This is a genomic window from Streptomyces sp. NPDC056347, from assembly GCF_042262625.1.
Lineage (GTDB): Bacteria > Actinomycetota > Actinomycetes > Streptomycetales > Streptomycetaceae > Streptomyces.
This window is the reverse complement of sequence record NZ_JBHJQP010000011.1, coordinates 13,421-35,547: the sequence shown is the minus strand read 5'-3', so window position 1 is coordinate 35,547 and position 22,127 is coordinate 13,421. Positions and strand designations below refer to the sequence as shown.

General features: G+C 70.8%; 18 protein-coding genes. 10 read left to right on the top strand and 8 right to left on the bottom strand.

Features of this window, described 5'->3' with window-relative positions; translation table 11 throughout:
• Positions 1-169: 169 nt before the first annotated feature.
• The gene (locus ACFCV8_RS04895; RefSeq protein WP_376683822.1) at positions 170-1,420 is read right to left on the bottom strand and encodes an extracellular solute-binding protein; all 1,251 of its coding nucleotides are present in this window, start codon (positions 1,418-1,420) and stop codon (positions 170-172) included.
• A gap of 203 nt (positions 1,421-1,623) precedes the next feature.
• Between ACFCV8_RS04895 and ACFCV8_RS04890 the strand changes: the two genes are divergently transcribed.
• Positions 1,624-1,839, top strand: a complete 216-nt coding sequence (locus ACFCV8_RS04890; protein WP_376683821.1) for a dodecin — start codon at positions 1,624-1,626, stop codon at positions 1,837-1,839.
• A 77-nt stretch (positions 1,840-1,916) separates the two neighbouring features.
• Here ACFCV8_RS04890 and ACFCV8_RS04885 read toward each other — a convergent pair whose 3' ends face one another.
• On the bottom strand, positions 1,917-2,405 hold the full coding sequence (locus tag ACFCV8_RS04885; RefSeq protein WP_376683820.1) for a hypothetical protein: 489 nt from the start codon (positions 2,403-2,405) through the stop codon (positions 1,917-1,919).
• Positions 2,406-2,417: 12 nt separating this feature from the next.
• Entirely contained in the window at positions 2,418-3,485 is a 1,068-nt protein-coding gene (locus ACFCV8_RS04880; protein ID WP_376683819.1) for a hypothetical protein, read from the bottom strand.
• Positions 3,486-3,721: 236 nt separating this feature from the next.
• On the opposite strand from ACFCV8_RS04880, the gene ACFCV8_RS04875 reads away from it, so the two are divergent.
• The 3 genes from ACFCV8_RS04875 (at position 3,722) to ACFCV8_RS04865 (ending at position 9,661) form a co-directional block, all read left to right on the top strand.
• Positions 3,722-5,113, top strand: coding sequence for a polysaccharide pyruvyl transferase family protein (locus ACFCV8_RS04875; protein WP_376683818.1), 1,392 nt, complete (start codon positions 3,722-3,724; stop codon positions 5,111-5,113).
• 118 nt (positions 5,114-5,231) lie between these two features.
• Positions 5,232-7,658 (top strand): ABC transporter, encoded by a 2,427-nt coding sequence (locus tag ACFCV8_RS04870; protein WP_376683817.1) that lies wholly within the window; start codon positions 5,232-5,234, stop codon positions 7,656-7,658.
• A 236-nt stretch (positions 7,659-7,894) separates the two neighbouring features.
• Positions 7,895-9,661 (top strand): glycosyl hydrolase family 18 protein, encoded by a 1,767-nt coding sequence (locus ACFCV8_RS04865; RefSeq protein ID WP_376683816.1) that lies wholly within the window; start codon positions 7,895-7,897, stop codon positions 9,659-9,661.
• A 77-nt stretch (positions 9,662-9,738) separates the two neighbouring features.
• Here the strand turns inward: ACFCV8_RS04865 and ACFCV8_RS04860 are convergent, their stop codons facing one another.
• Genes ACFCV8_RS04860 through ACFCV8_RS04850 form a run of 3 tightly spaced genes read right to left on the bottom strand, consistent with a single transcriptional unit; the run spans position 9,739 to position 13,141 of the window.
• Positions 9,739-10,485: a succinate dehydrogenase/fumarate reductase iron-sulfur subunit gene (locus ACFCV8_RS04860; RefSeq protein WP_376683815.1), complete on the bottom strand. Its 747-nt coding sequence runs from the start codon at positions 10,483-10,485 to the stop codon at positions 9,739-9,741.
• Positions 10,482-12,431, bottom strand: coding sequence for a fumarate reductase/succinate dehydrogenase flavoprotein subunit (locus tag ACFCV8_RS04855; RefSeq protein WP_376683814.1), 1,950 nt, complete (start codon positions 12,429-12,431; stop codon positions 10,482-10,484). Before ACFCV8_RS04855 ends, ACFCV8_RS04860 begins: the two co-directional genes overlap by 4 nt.
• 2 nt (positions 12,432-12,433) lie before the next feature.
• Entirely contained in the window at positions 12,434-13,141 is a 708-nt protein-coding gene (locus ACFCV8_RS04850) for a succinate dehydrogenase (RefSeq protein ID WP_376683813.1), read from the bottom strand.
• Between the two features lie 95 nt (positions 13,142-13,236).
• On the opposite strand from ACFCV8_RS04850, the gene ACFCV8_RS04845 reads away from it, so the two are divergent.
• The gene (locus tag ACFCV8_RS04845) at positions 13,237-14,121 is read left to right on the top strand and encodes a LysR family transcriptional regulator (protein ID WP_376683812.1); all 885 of its coding nucleotides are present in this window, start codon (positions 13,237-13,239) and stop codon (positions 14,119-14,121) included.
• 55 nt (positions 14,122-14,176) lie between these two features.
• On the opposite strand, the gene ACFCV8_RS04840 is transcribed toward ACFCV8_RS04845, so the two are convergent.
• Both ACFCV8_RS04840 and ACFCV8_RS04835 read right to left on the bottom strand, forming a co-directional pair.
• Positions 14,177-16,351 (bottom strand): putative bifunctional diguanylate cyclase/phosphodiesterase, encoded by a 2,175-nt coding sequence (locus tag ACFCV8_RS04840; protein WP_376683811.1) that lies wholly within the window; start codon positions 16,349-16,351, stop codon positions 14,177-14,179.
• Positions 16,348-17,166, bottom strand: a complete 819-nt coding sequence (locus tag ACFCV8_RS04835) for an SAM-dependent methyltransferase (RefSeq protein ID WP_376683810.1) — start codon at positions 17,164-17,166, stop codon at positions 16,348-16,350. Before ACFCV8_RS04835 ends, ACFCV8_RS04840 begins: the two co-directional genes overlap by 4 nt.
• A 1,020-nt stretch (positions 17,167-18,186) precedes the next feature.
• Between ACFCV8_RS04835 and ACFCV8_RS04830 the strand changes: the two genes are divergently transcribed.
• The 5 genes from ACFCV8_RS04830 (at position 18,187) to ACFCV8_RS04810 (ending at position 21,997) form a co-directional block, all read left to right on the top strand.
• Positions 18,187-18,318: a hypothetical protein gene (locus tag ACFCV8_RS04830; RefSeq protein ID WP_376683809.1), complete on the top strand. Its 132-nt coding sequence runs from the start codon at positions 18,187-18,189 to the stop codon at positions 18,316-18,318.
• Between the two features lie 15 nt (positions 18,319-18,333).
• On the top strand, positions 18,334-19,101 hold the full coding sequence (locus tag ACFCV8_RS04825) for a hypothetical protein (RefSeq protein ID WP_376683808.1): 768 nt from the start codon (positions 18,334-18,336) through the stop codon (positions 19,099-19,101).
• Between the two features lie 176 nt (positions 19,102-19,277).
• Positions 19,278-19,784: a hypothetical protein gene (locus tag ACFCV8_RS04820; RefSeq protein ID WP_376683807.1), complete on the top strand. Its 507-nt coding sequence runs from the start codon at positions 19,278-19,280 to the stop codon at positions 19,782-19,784.
• 117 nt (positions 19,785-19,901) lie between these two features.
• Complete coding sequence (locus ACFCV8_RS04815) at positions 19,902-20,363, top strand: universal stress protein (protein ID WP_376683806.1); 462 nt, start codon at positions 19,902-19,904, stop codon at positions 20,361-20,363.
• A 191-nt stretch (positions 20,364-20,554) separates the two neighbouring features.
• The gene (locus tag ACFCV8_RS04810) at positions 20,555-21,997 is read left to right on the top strand and encodes an amino acid permease (RefSeq protein ID WP_376683805.1); all 1,443 of its coding nucleotides are present in this window, start codon (positions 20,555-20,557) and stop codon (positions 21,995-21,997) included.
• The last annotated feature ends 130 nt before the right edge of the window (positions 21,998-22,127 follow it).

Here is a 22,127-nt window from a genome sequence, read left to right as displayed (position 1 = left end):
CGGCAAGGGCGGCCGCCGGACCGCCGCACGGGTGCGACGGTCCGGCCCCTTACTTCTTCCGCGACCGGCTGGATTCGACATGACAGCCCGGGAGCGCCGACATGTGCGACGCCTGAATCCCGGGGGTGGCCGGTACCGGCCCCCGCGTTCGCCGGCGGGCGGTACCCGGTCAGCTCCCGGAGAGCTTGGCGGTGATCTTCGACGAGGCGGTACGCGCCTCGCGCCGCGGGTCGCCGCCCTCCAGGACCGCCGTCATGTACGGCTTGATCGGGTTGTCGGCCTCGACGTCGGCCCACTGCGGCGAGTTGGGGGTCGCCCGGCCCTGCGCGGCGCCCTTGGCCATCGCGGCCGTACCCGCCTGGCCCACGACGACGTTCGCGAGGCCGGGCTTGTTGGGCACGTAGCTCATGGTCCGGGCGAGCTCCTCCTGCCACTTCCGGCCCGCCAGCGCCTTGACCACCTCGATGCCCTCGGCGCGCCGGTCCGCCTTCTCCGGGACGATGAGGTCGGAACCGCCGGTGAAGACGGTGCCGGGGGCCTTCGCGGTCTTCCCCGGAATCGGGAAGTAGCCCAGCTTTCCCTTCAGTTCGGGATTCCGCTTCACGATCTGCGCGACGCTGCCGGGCACCGAAATGATCTGCGCGACGTTCCCCTCGGCGAACACGTCGGACTGCGGGGGCTTTTCCTCGTCGGCATCCTTGGGCCCGCTGCCGAGCGCCTGGAGTTCCTTGTAGAAGTCCATGCCTCGGAGCGCTTCGGGACTGTCCAGGGCACCTTTCCAGGAACCGCCCTCGTCCTCGGCGAGTTCACCGCCCTCGTCCCAGATGAATCCGGCGAGAACGTACCAGTTCTGGCCCGCGAGATAGATCCCCTGGTTGCCGCCCTCGTTCAGCAGCTGGGTGTCGGCGATCCACTCGTCCCGGGTTTTCGGCGGGTTCTTGATTCCGGCGCGCTCGAAGATTTCCTTGTTGTAGATCACCACACGGTTCGCCGCGTACCAGGGAATGCCGTACTGCAGGCCGTTGATGCTGCCCGGGTCGGCGAGGCCCGGCAGCCAGTCCTCGCTGCCGAGGTCCCGCATGGCCTCCAGGGTCAGGTCGCGCAGACCACCGCTCTCCGCGTACTGGGCGACCTGGGTATTGCCGACCTCGATGACGTCGGGGGTGTCCTCACCCTTGAGCGCGCGGATGACCTTCGGGCCTATCCCGCTCCAGCTCTGGAACTTGAACTCCAGCTCGATGGAGGAGTGTTCCTTCTCGAAGTCCGCGGTGAAACGCTTGAGGAAATCGGCGGAGACACTGTCCTTCATCAGCCAGACAGTGACTTTCTCGCTGCCGGAACCACCCGATCCCATTCCGCAGCCCCCCAGCGCGAAGGAGGAAACGAGCGCGACGGCTCCGACGAGTACGCGGTTCTTCACCAGGTTCACCTTCTGCTGAACAAAGACGGCTGAATTCAGGGACCCGGTGTGGGGGACTGCGGGCGGCGCCCGCACGGGCGTGGCTGGATTTTGGTATGGACCATTGATCTGGTCAAGGGCCGTTCACGGAAAGTTTCACGCCCCGACCTCTCGCGGAGTCGGACGGGATGGGGCACCGTGATAAGGGCGAGAGGAGACATAAGATGTCAAACCACACCTATCGGGTCACCGAAATCGTGGGAACCTCCCATGAAGGGGTCGACGACGCCATCCGCCGGGGCGTCGCAAGAGCTTCGGAAACGTTGCACAATCTCGACTGGTTCGAGATCACACAGGTGCGTGGCGAGATCCGGGACGGCCGGATCGAGCACTACCAGGTGGGCCTGAAGGTCGGGTTCCGGCTCGACGAGACGGGCTGACCGGGCCGCCGGACCCGTCACCGCACGGGTCGGGACGGGTCGACGGGGCGGGCCGGGACAGGGGCACCGGCCCGGGATCAGGTACGGCCCTCGCGCTCCTGGGCGTCCCGGAGCGCCGCGGACGCCGTCGCCCAGCGGGCCCGCACCACGGCGAAGCCCGCGCGCTCCGCCGCGTCGCAGACGAGTTCGTCGTCGTCGACCAGCATCCGCACCTCACGCTCCCGGCCCAGCCGCCGCAGGATCTCCAGCTTGGTCCGCCGGGCCGGCCTGCGGTCGTCGTTCCCGCGCATGTACACCCGCCCCTCGGGAAGCCCCTGCCCGGCCAGCCAGGCCAGGGTGTCCCGGCGGCACCGCTCGGGCCGCCCGGTGAGGTACCTCACCTCGCACTCCTCGGCGCTGCTCAGGGCCAGCCGCACCCCTTCGGGCAGCGGCGGGTCGTCGACCGCCGCGGCGAAGAAGCCGTCCCAGTCGCGCCGTGGACCTTCCAGGTAGTGCTGCCGGTGGCCGCTGTCCGCGAGCGTGCCGTCCACGTCGAATACGGCCAGGGGCCGGAGTTCGCTCTTCACTCCCCCATCCCATCAGACCAGCACGGCCACCAGAAGAACCAGAGCGACCGCCGCGGCCGCCACCGCCGCGGCGACCCGCAGCGACCGGCGCCGCGACCAGACCGGGAGCACCTCCGGGCCGCCCTGCCCGGGGAAGACGTAGAAGACGTGGTCGGGGTCGTCCGCCACGGCCACCGACACCAGGGGCAGCCACTCCAGCTCGGCCCGCCTGGCGACCTCGCCCGGCCGGGGCTCCAGCGCCGCTTCGACCGCCTTCGCATGGACCGGATCCAGCGCCTCGGGGAGCGGCGTGTGCGCCGAGGTCAGCGTGGCCCGCGCCCAGGCGCCGGTGCGACCGGTGCGCTGCCGGACGCGCAACGGCGGCGCGGGATCCGGCAGCCTCGCCGTGCTGCGCTGCGGAGTGCGGCCGACCGATCCGACGGTCCATCGGGTAAGCAGGCCCGTCCCGTCGCACGGGGTGTGCTTCGTCGTCCCCCCGCCCTCACAGGCCCGGCACTCCCGGAAGCCGGTGTCGTCGCACCGCGGGCACGGATCGGTGCCCCGGCCACGGCACTTCGGACACGCGGAGCGCGGCTTGCCGCACTTCACACAGGTGGTCCGCCCACCGGCCCCGTCGCCCACGACACCCTTCCCGCCCCGCTTCCCGGTGCCGTCGCACCACGTGCAGGATTCCTCCCCCTCGCAGGCGGGGCACGGCGTCCCGGCCGCGCAGACCAGTTTCCCCGCACCCTGGCAGCGGCGGCACGGGCTCCGGCCCGCGTCGCAGCCGCAGGCCGCCGTTCGCGCCGAGCCGCCGAGCATCAGCTCCACGGTGTGCGCCCGGGCCGGGTCCTTCGGCGGCTCGACCCGGTGGTCGCCCAGCTCTCCCTCGTACGTCGGCAGTCCCGAGGTGTCGTACCGGCCGGGTCTGGTCTCGGTCCGGGTGGCGCGGGTCTCCACGGAGCGGACGACGCGCAGGCCGAGCATCGGGAGCGGGGTGATGTCGGCGCCGGTGCGCCGCAGTTGCCGCCCCTGTCCCGGGCGGCCGATGTGCCGGGCGACCGCTTCGAGGGCATCGTCCTCGGACAGTGACTCGGCCATGACGGCGTCTCCACCTCCCCGATGGGCGCGCCACGCGCCCGGGGCAGCGTACGGTCGCCGCCGTCCGGCCTACAAGGGGCCCGCACCGGGCGCCGGACCGGGCGTCCCCGATACAGATCCCGCGCACCCGCCCGTGCGCGGAGGGGGAGCCGTCCGCTTACGTTCCGTGAAGATCGCAAAAGGTTGTACAGGATGCACGTGGAATCAAAAACGATCGTAAAGCTATATTCATCTTTGTGGCATCCAACGCAAACCAAGTGAAGCGAATACTCCTCCGTTCAGGGAAGAGCCCCTACGACGTGGTACCGGTCGAGCGCGCCCTCCATGAGGACGTGTTCGCCACCAACGCGGGCAACCTGATCTTCAGCGACTCCGCTCACAAGATCCTTGAGACGCCACACACCAAGGTGGCCTCCAACGGTGCCGCCACCCGGGTCGCCGACGCGGACCGCATCAACGACGAGTACGACGTCTTCGTCATCCCGCTCGCCAACGCCTTCCGGCCGTCCTTCGACGTGCAGCTCCAGCGGCTGACCAAGCTCATCTCGAAACTGAAGATCCCGGTGGTCGTCCCGGGTGTCGGCGCCCAGACCGGGGTCAACTTCTCCACCGAACGACTGAAGCCGCTGCAGCCCACGGTCCACGCCTTCGTCTCCGCCGTCCTCGACCACAGCGCCTCGATCGGGGTGCGCGGCGAGTTCACCGAGCGGTACCTGCGGGACATGGGTTTCCGTGACGTTGACGTCATCGGCTGCCCGTCGATGTTCCTGCACGGCGACCGGCTGGACATCCGGGAGAGCGACCTGCCGCTCGGCCCCGGATCGCGCGTCTCCGTCAACGGATCGCACGACGCGATACGCAAGACCAAACTCGGCCAGATCATCAACCGGGCCCACGCGCACTACCCGCACCTGCGCTTCGTCGGCCAGAACCTCTCCGAGGCCCGCCAGCTGCACTGGCGCGACATGTCGCACGCGAACGCCGCGCTCACCAACATCCCCACCCACCCCGACCACCCGATGTACGCGCAGGACAAGGCCCGCGTCTACATCGACCCGGTCACCTGGATGGAGGACCTGCGGGGCTTCGACTTCTCCTTCGGCTCGCGGATCCACGGCAACATCGCCGCCCTGCTGGCCGGCACGCCCGCCACCGTGCTGTGCGGCGACTCACGGACCCTGGAGCTGTGCCGCTACTTCGAGATCCCGCACCGGATGCTCTCCGAGGCACCGGCCGACCTCGACCCCGCCGAGCTGTACGAGAAGGCCGACTTCGGGCCACTGGTACGCGGTCACCGGGAGCGGTTCGACCGGTTCACCGGCTTCCTCGACAAGAATGGCCTGGAGAACACCTTCACGCACGGTGACAGCGGCGCGGCCTTCGAGAGCCGGATGAGCAAGCTGGCCTTCCCCCCGGGCGTCCGCCCCTGGACCGGCCCGGAGGCCACCGAGCTGGCGCCCCGGCTGAACTGGCTGCAGACCCAGCTCACCGACCTCACCGAGGAGAACACCAAGCTCCGGCGCAGGATCGCGAAGAACGCCGCGCTGCCCGTCCAGCGTTCGACGTACCAGCGCGCCCGCAGTGTCGTGGGACGGCCCATCAAGCGCGCGCTGCGGCCCTCCCGCTGATCCGCCGGGCCGCCGGGCCGGTCCTCCAGGACCGGCCCCGGGCCGCCGGGGAGCCTACTATCGGAGTGTTTGCCCCGGTCCGCCGGTCCCGCCCCGATCCGTACGGAGTCCCGCGCACATGCCCACCCCCCACGATCCGTACGTCCGGGTGCGCGGCGCCCGTGAGCACAATCTCAGGGACGTCTCGGTCGACATCCCGCGCGACACCCTCACCGTCTTCACCGGCGTCTCCGGCTCCGGCAAGTCCTCGCTCGCCTTCGGCACGATCTACGCGGAGGCCCAGCGCCGCTACTTCGAGTCCGTCGCCCCGTACGCCCGACGGCTGATCCACCAGGTCGGGGCGCCCGCGGTCGGCGAGGTCACCGGTCTGCCGCCCGCCGTCTCGCTGGAACAGCGCCGCTCGGCGCCCGGCGCCCGCTCGTCCGTCGGCACGGTCACCACGCTCTCCAACTCGCTGCGCATGCTGTTCTCGCGGGCCGGGGACTATCCGGCCGGGGCCGAGCGGCTGGACTCCGACGCCTTCTCCCCGAACACCGCCGCCGGGGCGTGCCCGACCTGCCACGGACTCGGTCTCGTCCACCGCACCACCGAGGAACTGCTGGTCGCCGATCCCTCGCTGTCCATCCGCGAGGGCGCGATCGCCGCCTGGCCGGGGGCCTGGCAGGGCAAGAACCTGCGCGACGTGCTGGACGCGCTGGGCCATGACGTCGACCGGCCCTGGCGCGAGCTGCCCGCGACGGAGCGGGAGTGGATCCTGTTCACCGACGAGCAACCGGTGGTGACGGTCCATCCGGTGCGCGAGGCGGGCCGCATCCAGCGCCCGTACCAGGGCACGTACATGAGCGCCCGCCGCTATGTGATGCACACCTTCGCCGACTCCAGGAGCCGTACGCTGCGGGCGAAGGCCGAACGGTTCCTGACCGCCGCGCCGTGCCCGGACTGCCACGGCAGCCGGCTGCGCCCGCAGGCGCTGGCCGTCACCTTCGCGGGGCGGACGATCGCGGAGCTGGCCGCACTGCCGCTGACCACGCTCGCCGAGCTGCTGGAAACGGCGGGCGGCGACGGCACGGCACGGCTGCTGACGGCCGATCTGCTCGCCCGGATCGGCACGGTCACCGAACTCGGCCTGGGCTACCTCAGCCTCGACCGGACGGCCCCGACGCTCTCCTCCGGCGAGTTGCAGCGGCTGCGGCTGGCCACCCAGCTCCGCTCGGGCCTCTTCGGTGTCGTCTACGTACTGGACGAGCCGTCGGCCGGTCTCCACCCGGCGGACACCGCTTCGCTGCTCGGCGTGCTGGGGCGGCTGAAGGAGGCCGGGAACTCGGTCTTCGTCGTGGAGCACCAGATGGACGTGGTGCGCCGGGCGGACTGGCTGGTCGACGTGGGGCCGCTGGCCGGTGAGCACGGGGGCCGGGTGCTGCACAGCGGCCCCCCGGCCGGGCTCGCGCAGGTGCCGGAGTCGGCCACCCGGCGCTTCCTGTTCGACGCGGGGCCGGCCCCGGAGCGTGCGGTGCGTACGCCGACGGGGTGGCTGCGGCTGAACGGGGTCGACCGGCACAATGTGCGCGGCGTGGACGCGGCGTTCCCGCTCGGCGTGTTCACCGCCGTCACGGGCGTGTCGGGGTCGGGGAAGTCCACGCTCACCGGTCAGGTGCTGGCCGGGCTGCTCGCCGACCGGCGGCCGTCCGCCGGGGGCGGGGAGCCGGACGCGGAGCCCGCGGGGCGCTGGTGCGCGTCCGCCGAGGGGCTCTCGGCGGTGGACCGGCTCGTCCAGGTCGACCAGCGGCCGATCGGCCGTACGCCCCGGTCCAACCTGGCCACGTACACGGGGCTCTTCGACGTCGTACGGAAGCTGTTCGCAGCCACGGACACGGCCCGGGAACGCGGCTACCGGGCCGGGCGGTTCTCCTTCAATGTGACGGGCGGGCGGTGCGAGACCTGTCAGGGCGAGGGCTTCGTCTCCGTGGAGCTGCTGTTCCTGCCGAGCACGTACGCGCCCTGCCCGGACTGCCGCGGGGCCCGGTACAACCAGGAGACGCTGGAGGTGACCCTGCGGGGCCTCGACATCGCGCAGGTGCTGGACCTGACGGTGGAGTCGGCGGCCGGGTTCTTCGCGGGGACACCGGCCGCCGAGCGCAGCCTGCGGACCCTGCTCGACGTCGGGCTCGGCTATCTGCGGCTCGGGCAGCCCGCCACGGAGCTGTCCGGCGGCGAGGCCCAGCGGATCAAGCTGGCCGCCGAACTCCAGCGCACCCGCCGGGGCCACACGCTGTATCTGCTGGACGAGCCGACGACGGGGCTGCATCCCGCCGATGTCGAGGTGCTGATGCGGCAGTTGCACGGCCTGGTGGACGCCGGCGACACCGTGGTGGTCGTGGAGCACGACATGACGGTGGTGGCGGGGTCCGACTGGGTGATCGACCTCGGTCCCGGCGGCGGCGACCGGGGCGGCCGGATCGTGGCGGCGGGGACACCGGCCGAGGTGGCGGCGGCGCCCGGCAGCCGCACGGCGGCGTACCTGACCGCGGCACTCCGTCGCCCGTGACGCCAACTCGACCACGAACACAGCGAGTTGCCGCATAAGGCAAGCAATGGGGAATGAAACAGCAAAGACTCTTGACCGAGCTCTGGTCCAGACCAATTATGGGCATGCCTCACGGCCGCTCCACACCGTGCGGCGTGTGACCCCCGGCCGGGATTCACAGGAACGGGCCGCGCTCCTCGACGGGCGCGGCCGAGCCGTGCGATCCGCCCGTCGTCTCACCCCCGGGAGCATCCCCCATGCGATGTCCAAGAGCACTCGGCGCAGTCCTGAGCGCCCTGGCCACCACCGTCGCCTCCGCCGGACTGGTCCTCGGATCAGGTGCCGGGGCCGAGGCCGCCCCCACCGCCGCGACCCCGATGCCGGCCCATGTCTTCGCCCCGTACTTCGAAGCGTGGAACGGCGACAGCCCGGCCGCCCTCTCGCAGGCCTCCGGCGCCAAGTACCTGACCATGGCCTTCATCCAGACCGAGGCCCGCGGCTCCTGCACCCCGTACTGGAACGGCGACTCCAGCACCCCCATCGCCCAGTCCGTGTTCGGTGCCGACTTCACCACCATGCGGTCCCGGGGCGGCGACGTGATCCCCTCGTTCGGCGGCTACACCGCCGACAACGAAGCCACCGAGATCGCCGACAGCTGCACCAACGTCGACTCGATCGCCGCCGCGTACGAGAAGGTCATCACGACCTACGACGTGTCCCGCCTCGACATGGACATCGAGGACAACTCGCTGGACAACAACGCCGGGATCGACCGCCGCAACAAGGCGATCAAGAAGGTCCAGGACTGGGCCGCCGCCAACGGGCGCCCGCTGCAGATCTCGTACACCCTGCCCACCACCACGAGCGGGCTCGCCGACAGCGGGCTCGCGGTGCTGGAGAACGCGGTGTCCAACGGCGCCAAGGTCGATGTCGTGAACCTCATGACGTTCGACTACTACGACGGTGCCTCGCACAACATGGCGCAGGACACCAAGACGGCGATCAGCGGCCTCAAGGACCAGCTCGCCGGACTGTATCCGTCGAAGACCGACGCGCAGCTGTGGGGCATGGCGGGCATCATCGAGATGCCCGGCATCGACGACTACGGCCCGGCCGAGACGTTCACCACCGCGGACGCCCCGGTCGTCTACGACTGGGCGGTCTCCAAGGGCCTGAGCACCCTGTCGTTCTGGGCGCTCCAGCGTGACAACGGCGGCTGCCCCGGCACCGGCGGCAACGACACCTGTTCCGGGATCGCGCAGGACACCTGGTACTTCAGCCACACCTTCGCGCCGTTCACCGGTGGCGGCGGCGGTCCGGTGACGGACGACTACTCGGTGGCCGTCTCCCCCGGTTCGGCCACGGTGGCCCCCGGCGGCTCGGTCTCGGCCTCGGTGAACACCGCGGTCACCTCGGGCAGTGCCAAGACCGTCGCGCTGACGACGAGCGGGGCGCCCGCCGGGGTGACGGCGACGCTCAGCGCGAATTCGGTGACCGCGGGCCAGAGCGCGAAGCTGGTGATCGCCGCCTCGGACTCCGCGGCGCCGGGCACGTACCGGATCGACGTGACCGGCACCTCCGGCACGCTGAGCCACACCGCCTCCTTCACCCTGACGGTGTCGGGTCCGGGCGGCGGCACCGGGGTCCTGGTCAACGGCGACTTCGAGTCCGGCTCGCTCACCCCCTGGACCTGCGACGCCGGCGGCGCGGTCGTCTCCACCCCGGTGCACGGCGGTGCGCACGCGCTCGCCGCGGCGGCCACCGCCTCGCAGACCGGCGAGTGCGCGCAGACCCTCACCCTGTCCCCCAACACCACCTACACGCTGAGCGGCTGGGTGCAGGGGAACTACGGGTACCTCGGGGTGCGCGGTGACGCCACCGCGAGCGTCTGGGGTTCGTCGAGCGGCTACGCGAAGCAGTCGGTGAAGTTCACCACCGGTTCGACCGGCTCGGTGACCGTCTACCTGCACGGCTGGTACGGGCAGGGCACGGTCTACGGCGACGACATCTCCGTGACGTCCTGATCCGGCGCCGCCGGTGAGTCTTCCCGGTCCCGGGGGTGGGCGGCCCCCGGGACCGGGAATCCGTGCGTACGGGCCGGTCAGCGGCGCACCTTGCGGGTGGCGCGCAGCCACTCCTTGTTCATGGCCGAGATCGACGGCAGCGGGATGCCCTTGGGGCAGGCGGTGGCGCACTCCCCGGTGAGGGTGCAGCCGCCGAAGCCCTCGGCGTCCATCTGTCCGACCATGTCGAGGACCCGGGTCTCGCGCTCCGGGGCGCCCTGCGGCAGCACGTTGAGGTGGTTGATCTTCGCCGAGGTGAAGAGCATCGCGGAGCCGTTGGGGCAGGCCGCCACGCAGGCCCCGCAGCCGATGCACTCGGCGTGCTCGAAGGCGAAGTCGGCGTCCGGCTTGGGCACCGGGGTGGCGTGCGCCTCGGGTGCGGTGCCGGTCGGGGCGGAGATGTAGCCGCCGGCCTGGATGATCCGGTCGAAGGCCGAGCGGTCGACGACCAAATCCTTGACGACCGGGAAGGCGGCGGCGCGCCACGGTTCGATGTCGATGGTGTCGCCGTCCTCGAAGGACCGCATGTGGAGCTGGCAGGTGGTGGTGCGCTCGGGGCCGTGGGCGTCGCCGTCGATGACGAGGCTGCAGGCGCCGCAGATGCCCTCGCGGCAGTCGTGGTCGAAGGCGACGGGGTCGTCACCGGCCAGGATGAGCTGTTCGTTGAGGGTGTCGAGCATCTCCAGGAACGACATGTCCCGTGAGATGCCGTCCACTTCGTAGGTGGACATGGCTCCGGGGGCGTCGGCGTTCTTCTGGCGCCAGACGCGCAGGGTGAGCTTCATGCGTAGCTCCGCTGGGTGGGGTGGACGTACTCGAAGACGAGTTCTTCCTTGTGCAGGACGGGTGCCTCGCCGGTGGCGGAGAACTCCCAGGCGGCGGCGTAGGAGAACTCCTCGTCGCGGCGGGCGGCCTCGCCGTCCGGGGTCTGCGACTCCTCGCGGAAGTGGCCGCCGCAGGACTCGGCGCGGTGCAGCGCGTCGAGGCACATGAGTTCGGCGAGTTCCAGGTAGTCGACGACGCGGTTGGCCTTCTCCAGCGACTGGTTGAACTCGGCCCCGGTGCCAGGGACCTTGATACGGCGCCAGAACTCCTCGCGGATCTGCGGGATGCGGGCGAGCGCGGTGCGCAGTCCGGCCTCGGTGCGGGCCATTCCGCAGTACTCCCACATGAGTTCGCCGATCTCGCGGTGGAAGGAGTCGGGGGTGCGGTCGCCGTCGACGGCGAGCAGCAGGTTGAGCCGGTCCTCGGTGTCGGCGACGGCCTCCTCGACGGCGGGGTGCGAGGCGTCGATCTCCTCGTGGTGCGGGTTGCGGGCGAGGTAGTCGTTGATCGTCGAGGGGAGGACGAAATACCCGTCGGCGAGGCCCTGCATCAGCGCGGAGGCGCCGAGCCGGTTGGCGCCGTGGTCGGAGAAGTTGGCCTCGCCGATGGCGAAGAGGCCCGGGACGGTGGTCTGGAGGTCGTAGTCGACCCAGAGTCCGCCCATCGTGTAGTGCACGGCCGGGTAGATCCGCATCGGGGTCTCGTACGGGTTCTCCGCCGTGATCCGGGCGTACATGTCGAAGAGGTTGCCGTACTTCTCCTCGACCTTGTCGCGGCCCATCCGTGCGATGGCCTCGGCGAAGTCCAGGTAGACGCCCTGGCCGCCGGGGCCGACGCCGCGGCCCTCGTCGCAGACGTTCTTCGCGGCGCGGGAGGCGATGTCGCGGGGGACGAGGTTGCCGAAGGAGGGGTAGATGCGTTCCAGGTAGTAGTCGCGCTCGTCCTCGGGGATCTCGGCCGCGGGGCGGTCGTCGCCCTTGGCCTTCGGGACCCAGATGCGGCCGTCGTTGCGGAGCGACTCGCTCATCAGCGTCAGCTTGGACTGGTGGTCGCCGGTGCGCGGGATGCAGGTGGGGTGGATCTGGGTGAAGCAGGGGTTGGCGAAGTACGCGCCGCGGCGGTGCGCCCGCCAGATCGCGGTGGCGTTGGAGTTCATGGCGTTCGTCGACAGGTAGAAGACGTTGCCGTAGCCGCCGCTGGCCAGGACGACCGCGTCGGCGAAGTAGGTGTCGATCCGCCCGGTGATCAGGTCGCGGGCGACGATGCCGCGCGCCCGGCCGTCGACGACGATCAGGTCGAGCATCTCGGTACGGGCGTGGAGTTCGACGTTGCCCGCGGCGATCTGCCGGGACAGCGCCTGGTACGCGCCGAGCAGCAGCTGCTGTCCGGTCTGGCCGCGGGCGTAGAAGGTGCGGGAGACCTGGACGCCGCCGAAGGAGCGGTTGTCGAGGAGGCCGCCGTACTCGCGGGCGAAGGGGACGCCCTGGGCGACGCACTGGTCGATGATCTCCACGGAGATCTGGGCGAGCCGGTGGACGTTGGACTCCCGGGCGCGGAAGTCGCCGCCCTTGACCGTGTCGTAGAAGAGGCGGTGCACGGAGTCGCCGTCGTTGCGGTAGTTCTTCGCCGCGTTGATGCCGCCCTGGGCGGCGACCGAATGGGCCCGGCGGGGCGAGTCCTGGAAGCAGAACTGGACGACGTGGTAGCCCTGTTCGGCGAGGGTGGCGCCGGCCGAGCCGCCGGCCAGGCCGGTGCCGACGACGATCACCGTGTGCTTGCGGCGGTTGGCGGGGTTGACCAGCTTCGCCTGGAAGCGGCGGGTGTCCCAGCGTTCGGCGACGGGCCCGTCGGGGGCCTTGGTGTCGGTGACGGGGGCGCCGGTCGTGTAGTGCGCGTAGTCGGTCATTGTCAGCTCACGACTCCGGTCATGACGGCGACGGGTACGGAGATGAAGCCCAGGGTCAGCACCGCGGCCACGGTGCCGGCGAGGGCCCGCAGGAGCCGGTCCCGGCTCGCCCGGCCCGCGCCGAGGGTCTGGGCGGCGCTCCACAGGCCGTGGCGGACATGGAGCCCGAGGGCGAGCACGGCGACGATGTAGACCGTGTTGCCGTACCAGGTGGAGAAGGTGTCGATGACGTTCTGGTACGGGTGGCCGGGCTGGAAGCCGCCGGGGTGCGCGGTGCCGGTCGTCAGGTCGAGGATGTGCCAGACGATGAACAGGGCGAGGATGATCCCGCCCCAGCGCATGGTGCGGGTGGCGTAGGCGGCGCGCGGCCTGCGGTGCACGTACGCGGTGGGCCGCGCCCGGATGTCGCGGCGGCTCAGCTGGTACGCGGAGACCGCGTGCAGCACCACGGCTGCCACGAGCACCACCCGGACGATCCACAGGGCCCACTCGTAGTGCAGGAAGGGTTCGCCCATGGTGCGCAGCCAGTGCGCGTAGTGGTTGAACTCGCCGGACCCGAAGAAGATCTTCAGGTTGCCGATCATGTGGACGACCAGGTAGAGCAGCATGATCAGGCCGCTGACCGCCATGACCGTCTTCTTGCCGACGGACGAGTCCCAGAGCGTGCGTGTCATGGACGGCCGTCGGTCCGTCCGGGTTGCCAATGCCATGTGCACGACGCTAGGGCCGAACGGCCTCATCAGTCCAAGACATGGAGCGGCTGATCTCCATAGGGAATGACTATCGTACGGGCTAGAGTGGGTGCATGCAGTTCCAGCAGCTGACGTATTTCGTGGCCGTGGCCGAGACCCTGCACTTCACCCGCGCCGCCGAGGCGGTGCACGTCTCCCAGCCCTCGCTCTCCCAGCAGATCCGGGCACTGGAGAACGAGCTGGGGGCGGAGCTGTTCAGCCGGGCACGCGGCAACATCACGCTGACCGACGCGGGCGAGGCCCTGCTGCCGCTGGCCCGGCGCATCCTCGCGGACGCGGACACCGCGCGCCACGAGGTGCAGGAGCTGGCGCAGCTGCGCCGGGGCCGGGTCCGGCTCGGCGCGACGCCCAGCCTGTGCACCGGGCTGCTCCCCGAGGTGCTGCGCGCCTTCCACGACCGGCATCCGGGCATCCGGCTGCTGCTGGAGGAGGGCGGCTCGCTCGATCTGGTTCGGGAGCTGGCGCGCGGCGCGCTCGATCTGGCGCTGGTGGTGCTGCCGCTGCCCGCCGCCTCCCCCGCGCTGACGACGGTCGAGCTGCTCCACGAGGACCTGGTCGTGGTGTCGTCGGCCGGGGCGCCGCGGCCGGGGCGGGGCGGGCGGGTGCGGATCGCCGATCTCCAGGACGAGCCGCTGGTGATGTTCCGGCACGGCTACGACCTGCGGGAGCTGACGGTGGCCGCCTGCCGCGCCGAGGGGTTCGAGCCGTCGTTCACGGTGGAGGGCGGCGAGATGGATGCCGTGCTGGGCTTCGTACGGGCCGGGCTCGGGATCGCGGTGGTGCCCAGTATGGTCGCCGGACGCTCCGGTCACGGGCTGCGGACGACCCCGCTGGCCGGTCCCGGACTGCGGCGCACGATCGCGCTCGCGCACCGCAGCGACGTGGCACCGCCGCGTGCGGCGCGCGAGTTGCAGAAGATGCTGCTGGCCGTCGGCTGATCCGGCCCGAGGGCCCGGTGCGGGGTACGGGCCGTGGCCCGTACCCCGCACCGGGTCACACCGCGTCGGCCAGCAGCAGCGAGTGGATGCGGTCGGGGGCGCCGGGCCGGGCGTAGTACCAGCCCTGGGCCGTGTCGCATCCCAGCTGCCGCAGCTGCTCGGCCTGGGCGCCGGTCTCCACGCCCTCCACCGTGACGGCGAGGTCCAGGCTGTGCGCCAGCGAGACGATGCCCTCGACGATCTTCAGGTCGACCGGGTCCGCCGGATGCTGCTGCATGCCCATGGTGAACGAGCGGTCCAGCTTGAGCACGCTCACCGGCAGGCGGCGCAGGTTCGCCAGGTTCGAGTAGCCGGTGCCGAAGTCGTCGAGCGCGATGTCGACGCCCATCTCGGCGAGTTGGCGCAACGGCTTGAGCAGGTCGTCGTCGGCGCCGATGAGCGCGGACTCGGTGACCTCGAGGCAGAGCGCCTCGGGTTCGAGCCCCGACCGCTCCAGCACGTCGACCGTCTCGGCGACCAGCCGGGGGTGGTGCAGCTGGGTCGGCGAGAGGTTGACGTTGATCCGTACCGGGCCGCCGTCGCTGTGCCGTTTCTGCCAGAAGTTGGCCTGCCGCACCGACTCCTCCAGCACCCAGCGGCCCAGGGGCACGATCAGCCCGGTGTGCTCGGCGAGCGCGATGAACCGGTCCGGGCCGAGCACGCCGTGCTGCGGGTGGCACCACCGCACCAGCGCCTCCGCGCCGTGCACGGTGCCGTCGCCGAGGTGCACCAGCGGCTGGTACTCGATGAAGAACTCACCGCGCTCCAGGGCGGCGGGCAGCGCGGTGGTCAGCCCGTGCCGGGTGATCGCGCGGGCGTCCGCCTCGGCGTCGGCGAACTCGAAGCGGTTGCCGCCGGCCGACTTGGCCCGGTACATCGTGATGTCGGCGCTGCGCAGCACCTCCGCGGCGTTGCGTTCACCGGCCGGCCCCTCGACGACCCCGATGGAGCCGCGCACGGTCAGCTCGCGGCCGTCCAGGCGGATCGGGGAGCCCAGCGCCCCCAGGATGCGGCAGGCCAGCTCGTCGACCTCGGTCTCGGTGTCGGGGCCGGTGGTCAGGGCCACGAACTCGTCGCCGCCGAGCCTCGCGACCATCTCACCGGGTGCGGTGGCACAGCTCTGGAGCCGGTCGGCCACCTCGACGAGCAGCCGGTCGCCCGAGGCGTGGCCGAGGCTGTCGTTGATCGCCTTGAAGCCGTCCAGGTCGAGGTAGCACAGGCCGAAGCGGTTGCCGTCGTCGGCGGAGAGCGCTTTCTCCAACCGCTCGAAGAACAGCGTCCGGTTGGGCAGCCCGGTGAGCGCGTCGTGGGTTGCCTCGTACCGCAGGCGCAGATTGAGCAGCCGGCGTTCGGTGGTGTCCTCCATCAGGGCCAGCTGGTACTGCGGGCGGCCCTCGGTGTCACGCAGCAGGGAGACCGTCAGATTGGTCCACAGCACCGTGCCGTCGTTGCGGTAGAAGGCCTTCTCGACCCGGAAGTGCTCGCGTTCGCCGCGCACCAGCTCGTCGTAGTACTTCCAGACGTACGGCGCGTCCTCGGGGTGGACCCACTCGGTGACCTTGTGGCTGCGCACATGGTTGTCGAGTCCGCCGAACATCCGGGTGAGGGTGTCGTTGATCTCCAGAATGTTGCCGTCCAGATCGGCGATGCCTATGCCGATGGCCGCGTCCTTGAACACGGCGCGAAACCGTGTCTCGGTGGCGTGCAGGGCGCGTTCGGCATCCGTGCGGGCGGTGAGCGCGGAGCGGGCGATGGCCTCCTGCTCGGCCCGGGTGCGTTCGCGCAGCGCCTGGGTGAAGCCGCCCGCGAGGGCGTGCTGGATGCGGGCGCAGCGGGCCCTGCCGTCCTCGGTGGACAGCGCGGCGGTGCCGTTGCCGCCGCAGTAGAGCACCAGGTACGAGTCGACGACGCCGAGCGTGCTGCTGAGCGCCTCCGGGTCCGTGCAGTGCGCGTCGACCAGCGCGGCACCGACCTCGCCCGCGGGGGCGGCGTCGAAGGGCCGCGCGTGCAGGATGTCGCTGAGTCCGCGGGCCAGCGGCAGCAGATGCTGCTCGAACTCGGTGCGGGTCAGGGAGGTGGCCGTCGAGGGGAAGATGGCCCGGCTCCAGATGGTGGCGAATCTTCGGAGCCGGCCCTCGGGACCGTCGGGCTCCGTGTCCGGTGTGCCCGACGACTGGGCGGGGATGCTCACGCCTTGCGTCCCACTCCCGCGAAGCCCGAGAACGCGTAGGGGTCCTCCTGCTCCGCGACGACCGGGGCGTCCGGGCGCCAGTACGGCATCGACACCAGTCCTGGCTCGACCATTTCGTATCCCTCGAAGAAGCGCGCGATCTCGGAACGGGACCGCATGACCAGGGGGTTGCGGATGCTGTTGTAGACCTCGACCGTCCCGCCCGCCTCCTCCCGGCTGAGCGGGATGCCCTCGTACGAGGCGTGGGTGAGGACGATGAGGCTGCCGGGGGCGAGGGCGTCGCGCAGTCCGGCGAGTGCGCCCAGCGGATCGTCGGCGTCCTCGATGAAGTGGAGCACGGCGACGAGCAGCAGCGCCACCGGCCGGTCCAGGTCGAGAAGTCCGGAGATCTCCGGGTTCTTCACGATGTCGCGCGGGCGGCGCAGGTCCTCGGCGGCGATCACCGTCCGGTCGTTGCCCTCCAGCACGGCCCGGCTGTGCGCGACGGCGACCGGATCGTGGTCCACGTACGCCACCCGGGCCTCCGGGTCGGCCGCCTGGGCCACTTCGTGAACATTACCGAAGGTCGGTATTCCGGATCCGATGTCCAGGAACTGGGTGATGCCCTCACTCACCGCGTATCGCACGGCTCGGCGCATAAAGGCGCGATTCGCCTGCATGATCTTGGGCAGCCCCGGCATGAACTCCATGGCTTTGCGGGCGGCTTCCCGGTCCACCTCGAAATTGTGCGAGCCGCCCAGATAGAAGTCGTACATGCGGGACACGCTCGGCACCGAAATGTCTATGCCTCGCGGTGCCCAAGCGGGACGCTCCATCAAAGTCTCCAACAAGTCGCCACGGCGATCCGGCCATGTCCATGGTCAGTGTTGACCAGAGGCTACTGATCGTCCGCCAAGAGAGCGAGCGGAAACGGAAATTAGCCGTCCGTTATTGGTCACACACCACTGGCATGTGCAACCGGACCGTCGCTGCGTGTGACATTCGGTACCGATCGGACGACGGCTCACGGCAGGCCCCATCCGCCCGCCCCGTCCCGGCCGTTGATGAATCCGGGTACGGCACCGGTTTTACCGCGCGGGAAATGGGACGGACCGGACGGCGCGCCTTGTCGGGCCACTTGCGGCCACCGGATCGATTGCGGTCGGTAAATACCCGGTCACCGAGTTTATTGGCAGCATTCTTTACCAATACGGCAGCGGCGGTCCGTCCGGCCGTCGCCGCGCACCCGCCTCCCGTGTCCGCGCGCGGCACACGCGTCAACTCCCCTACCAGAGAAAACGGTTGTGCACTCCACCCGCCCCGGCCCGGACCGCGGCGCGGATCACGCCGTGACCTGCGACGACGGCACCCCGAGGGGCCCGCCGGCGGCGAAACACCCATGGCCCGGTTCCCCACCTTCAGGCGAATCCGCACCTCGCACCGCGTGTCGCGCGACGGGCCGGACCATGCTCCCGCTCGTGTACGGATCATTCATAGGACGGTTCGGGGCGGCGCTCGCGCTGCTCTGGCTGCTGAGCACCCCGACGCCCGCGCTGGCGGACAGCTGTGCGTACGCCTCCGTCGGCAAGAGCGACGACGGCTCGTCATGGATCGCCACGGCGGGGATCGGCCCGTGCTTCGCGAGCCCGACGCCGACGCCGCGGCCGACGCCGACGCCCGCCCCGCACCCCTCCTCGCCTCCCCCCGCTCCTCCCCCGCCCGGGCCCGCACCGCCGCGACCGGTGCCGAGGCCCGCGGTGCCGCCTCCGGCGCCGGCGCCGGACCCCGCGCCGGCCCCCTCGCCCGACCCGGGGCCGTCGCCCTCCACGCGCCCCGCGCCGCCTTCGCCCCGGCCCGTGGCGCTGCCTCACTACCGCAGGCCGGAGCGCAGGGCCGTACGGCACGGCGGCTCCGTGGTGACCACCACGCTGCTGATCACGGCGCCCGCGGTGTTCGCCGTCGCCGTACTGCGTCCCCGCTCCCGCTGACCCCCGGAGAATCACATGTCGGAATGGCTTGTTCTCGCCCTGGCGATGATCGCGGCCTGTGCCGTGGTCCTGACCATCGCCGTACTCAACAACCGCCGGGTCGGGGACGACGACGACCCGTCCGAGACCCCCGACGTCATCGAGTACATGACGATGATGATCGGCGTGGTCTACGCCATCGTGCTCGGGCTCGCCATCGCGGGCGTCTGGGAGGGCCGGGGCGAGGCCCAGGAGTACGTACGGATGGAGGCCCAGGCCCTGCACGAGGTGCAGGCCCGCTCGTCGGTGTATCCGGTGGAGGTGCGCACCCGCATCCGCTCCGACGTGGACGCCTACGTCCGCCATGTCGTCGACGACGAGTGGCGGGCGATGAGCGAACACGGCACCCTCACCGCGGAGGGCACCCGCCTGCTGGACCGGGTGCGCGCCGATGTCACCGATTACCACCCGCGCAACGACCACGAGGGTGAGGCATATCAGCCACTCGTCGACCAAGTGGCCGCGGCCGACGACGCGCGCAACGCCCGGGGCCAGAGTGCCGGTGCCACCATGCCCGGCGTCGTCTGGTTCGGCCTCGTCGTCGGGGCCCTGGTGACGATCGGTCTGCTGTTCACCCTGCAGATCCGCAGAACCTTCCGGGAACTGCTGCTGGCCGGTCTCTTCAGTGTCCTGATCGCCTTTCTGCTCTTCCTGATCTGGGACTTCGACACCCCGTTCGGGCGTGACATCTCGGCCACCGCGGAGCCGTTCCTCGATCTCTTCCCGCGCGCCACCGGCGGATAGCGGTCCGGGCTCCGTCGCCCGCGATGCTCCGCCCGGGGGAAGCCGGTGCCCCGGGCGGAGCACCCGGATCGCGGGGCCATCGGGCGACTCCTAGCGTTTGGGGCGTCGAGGTGCATTTCTGACACTCTGTGGAAACTCGTTCCGCAAGTGCTCCTCGGGGACCCGGAGGCTCACCCATGCGCTCGATACGAGAAGCACCCGTCGCCCTGCTCGGCGCCGCCGCTCTCGCCCTGACCGCTCCGGCCGCGTCCGCGCACGCGGCGGCGTCGGGAGGCGTGCCGTCCGCGACCGGGTTCACCGTCACCCCGTCGGTGATCCCGCCGGGAAGCCAGGTCGTCCTGGCCGCCCGGGGGTGCCCCACCACCGCGACCGCCGGTTCCGGCGTCTTCGACACGGTCACCATCACGCGCGGCGGCTCGGCCGCCGCCACCGTCGACTGGGACGCGAAGCCCGGCGCCTCCTACGAGGTGACGTTCATCTGCGGCACGTCGCCCGCCACCACGGCGAAGGCAGCGCTGACGATCGCCGGGGCCCCGACGGCACCGGCCGAGGCGCGCGGCGGGCCCGGCGGCACCACCATGATGAGCACCGCCACGACGGCGGCCGGGACGGCGCTGGCAGTGGCCGCCGTCGCCGGAGCCGTCCTGATGGCACGTCACCGCGAGAAGAGAGGACCGCACTGACGGCAGGGGCGGTGCGGAACGGACGGAGAGTCGCCCCGGGTCCTTCCCAGGACCCGGGGCGACCGTCGTTCCGCCCCCTCTCCGCCTGCCGGAAAGCCAGCGGATAGCCTCACTGCCGTGACAGAACGGCAGCCTCATCAGTTCGAACGTGGCACAGACGGTCCGAAAGTGATCGTCGCGGGCCTGGACGGTTCCGATTCCTCCATGCGGGCCGCCGCGTACGCGGCCGGTCTCGCCCGTCGCCAGGGCGCCGTGCTCGCCCTGGTCTACGTCCAGCCCGTGATCCCCGCCGGGGCCGCGCTCGGCGCTCCGATCGCCGACACCACCGGCGAGGTCGCCCAGGGGCTGGTGGACGAGATCCGCGAGGCGACCGACCGGATCAAGGACACCTGGGACGTGCGCTGGGAGTTCCACACCTTCCGCGGTGATCCGTACAACGGGCTGGTGTCCGCGGCCGACGAGCTGAAGGCCGACGCCGTGGTCGTGGGCGCATCGGAGTCGGCCGGCCACCGCTTCATCGGCTCGGTCGCGGTGCGGCTGGTGAAGGCGGGCCGCTGGCCCGTCACGGTGGTCCCGTGACGATGACGCGCCGAACCGGGACGGACCGGATGCCGGGGCGCCGGGACGCACCCGCACGGACCTGTCCGGACATTCCACCGGAAAGATGCGGAATCATCCGTTCCGTCGAACGGCACGCCGTCTTCCACACCGGCCCCGCCTGAGCCATCATGAGCGCCCGTCAGGGACTGCCGCCGGTGGAAAGGTGACTCATGGCAAGGCTCCGAGTGGGCGAGGGTGTACTGCGTCGCAAGCCGATCGAGCAGATCGACGAGAAAGGGCCCGCGGGGGAAGCCGCCACCCAGCTCACCAGAACGCTCGGGCTGTGGCAGCTCACCGCCATCGGCGTGGGCGGCATCATCGGCGCGGGTATCTTCACCCTCGCCGGTACGGTGGCCAACGGCACCGCCGGGCCCGCCGTGCTGGTCTCGTTCCTCATCGCGGGCGTGGCGAGCGCGGCGGCCGCCTTCAGCTACGCCGAGTTCGCGGGCCTGATCCCGAAGGCCGGTTCCGCGTACACCTACGGATACGCGGTGCTCGGTGAGCTGGTGGGGTGGTTCATCGGCTGGGACCTGCTGCTGGAGTACACGGCGATCGTGGCGGTGGTCGCGATCGGCATCTCCGGCTACTTCAGTTTTCTGCTCGGCGAGGTCGGTCTCGACGTGCCGAAGTGGATGCTGGGCGCGCCCGGCACCGGCGGCGGCCACAAGGTGGACCTGTTCGCCTCGCTGCTCTGCCTGCTCATCGCGTACCTGCTGACCCTCGGCATCAAGAACGCGGCCCGTTTCGAGACGGTCGTGGTGGTCCTGAAGGTGCTGGTCGTCCTGCTGGTCATCGGCGTCGGGCTGTTCCACATCAACACCTCCAACTACACCCCGTTCTTCCCGTTCGGGGTGGGCGGGGCCTTCACCGGGGCGGCGACGGTGTTCTTCGCGGTCTTCGGGTACGACGCCATGTCGACCGCGGCCGAGGAGTCCAAGGACGCCCAGCGCCACATGCCGAAGGCGATCATCTACTCGCTGGCGATCTCGATGGTGCTGTACGTGGCGGCGTGCCTGGTGCTGACCGGGATGCAGAACTACAAGGACATCGATCCGGAGTCCGGTTTCTCCACGGCGTTCAAGTCGGTGGGGCTCAGCAGCCTCGCCGATGTGATCGCGGTGGGCGCGATCATCGGCATCCTCACCGTGATGTTCACCTTCATGCTGGGCGTGACCCGGGTGTGGTTCGCGATGAGCCGCGACGGGCTGCTGCCGAAGTGGTTCGCCAAGACCCATCCGACCCGGCACGTACCGACCCGGGTGACCTGGATCGTCGGCTTCGCCTCTGCGCTGATCGCCGGGTTCCTGCCGATCGGCGAGGCCGCCGAGCTGACGAACATCGGCATTCTGCTGGCCTTCGTGGTGGTGTGCATCGCGGTGATCGTGCTGCGCTACAAGCGGCCGGAGCTGCCGCGCACCTTCCGTACCCCCGGCATGCCGTTCGTCCCGGCCCTCGGGGTGGTGTTCTCCATCTGGCTGATCACCTTCCTCCAGTGGCAGACCTGGGTGCGCTTCGTGGTGTGGTTCCTGATCGGTCTGGTCATCTACTTCGGCTACTCGTACCGGAAGTCGGAGCTGGCCAAGGCGCCGGGACCGGCCGCGGACCAGCGCTGACCGGATGCCCGGGCGGTCGTACCCACGGCCGCCCGGGGCCCGGGGCACCGCCGCCCGACCGTTCACCGCACCACTCGCCGCACTGTGCGACCGCTCGTCGCACGGACCCGCCCGCCGCCTGTTCCTCGGC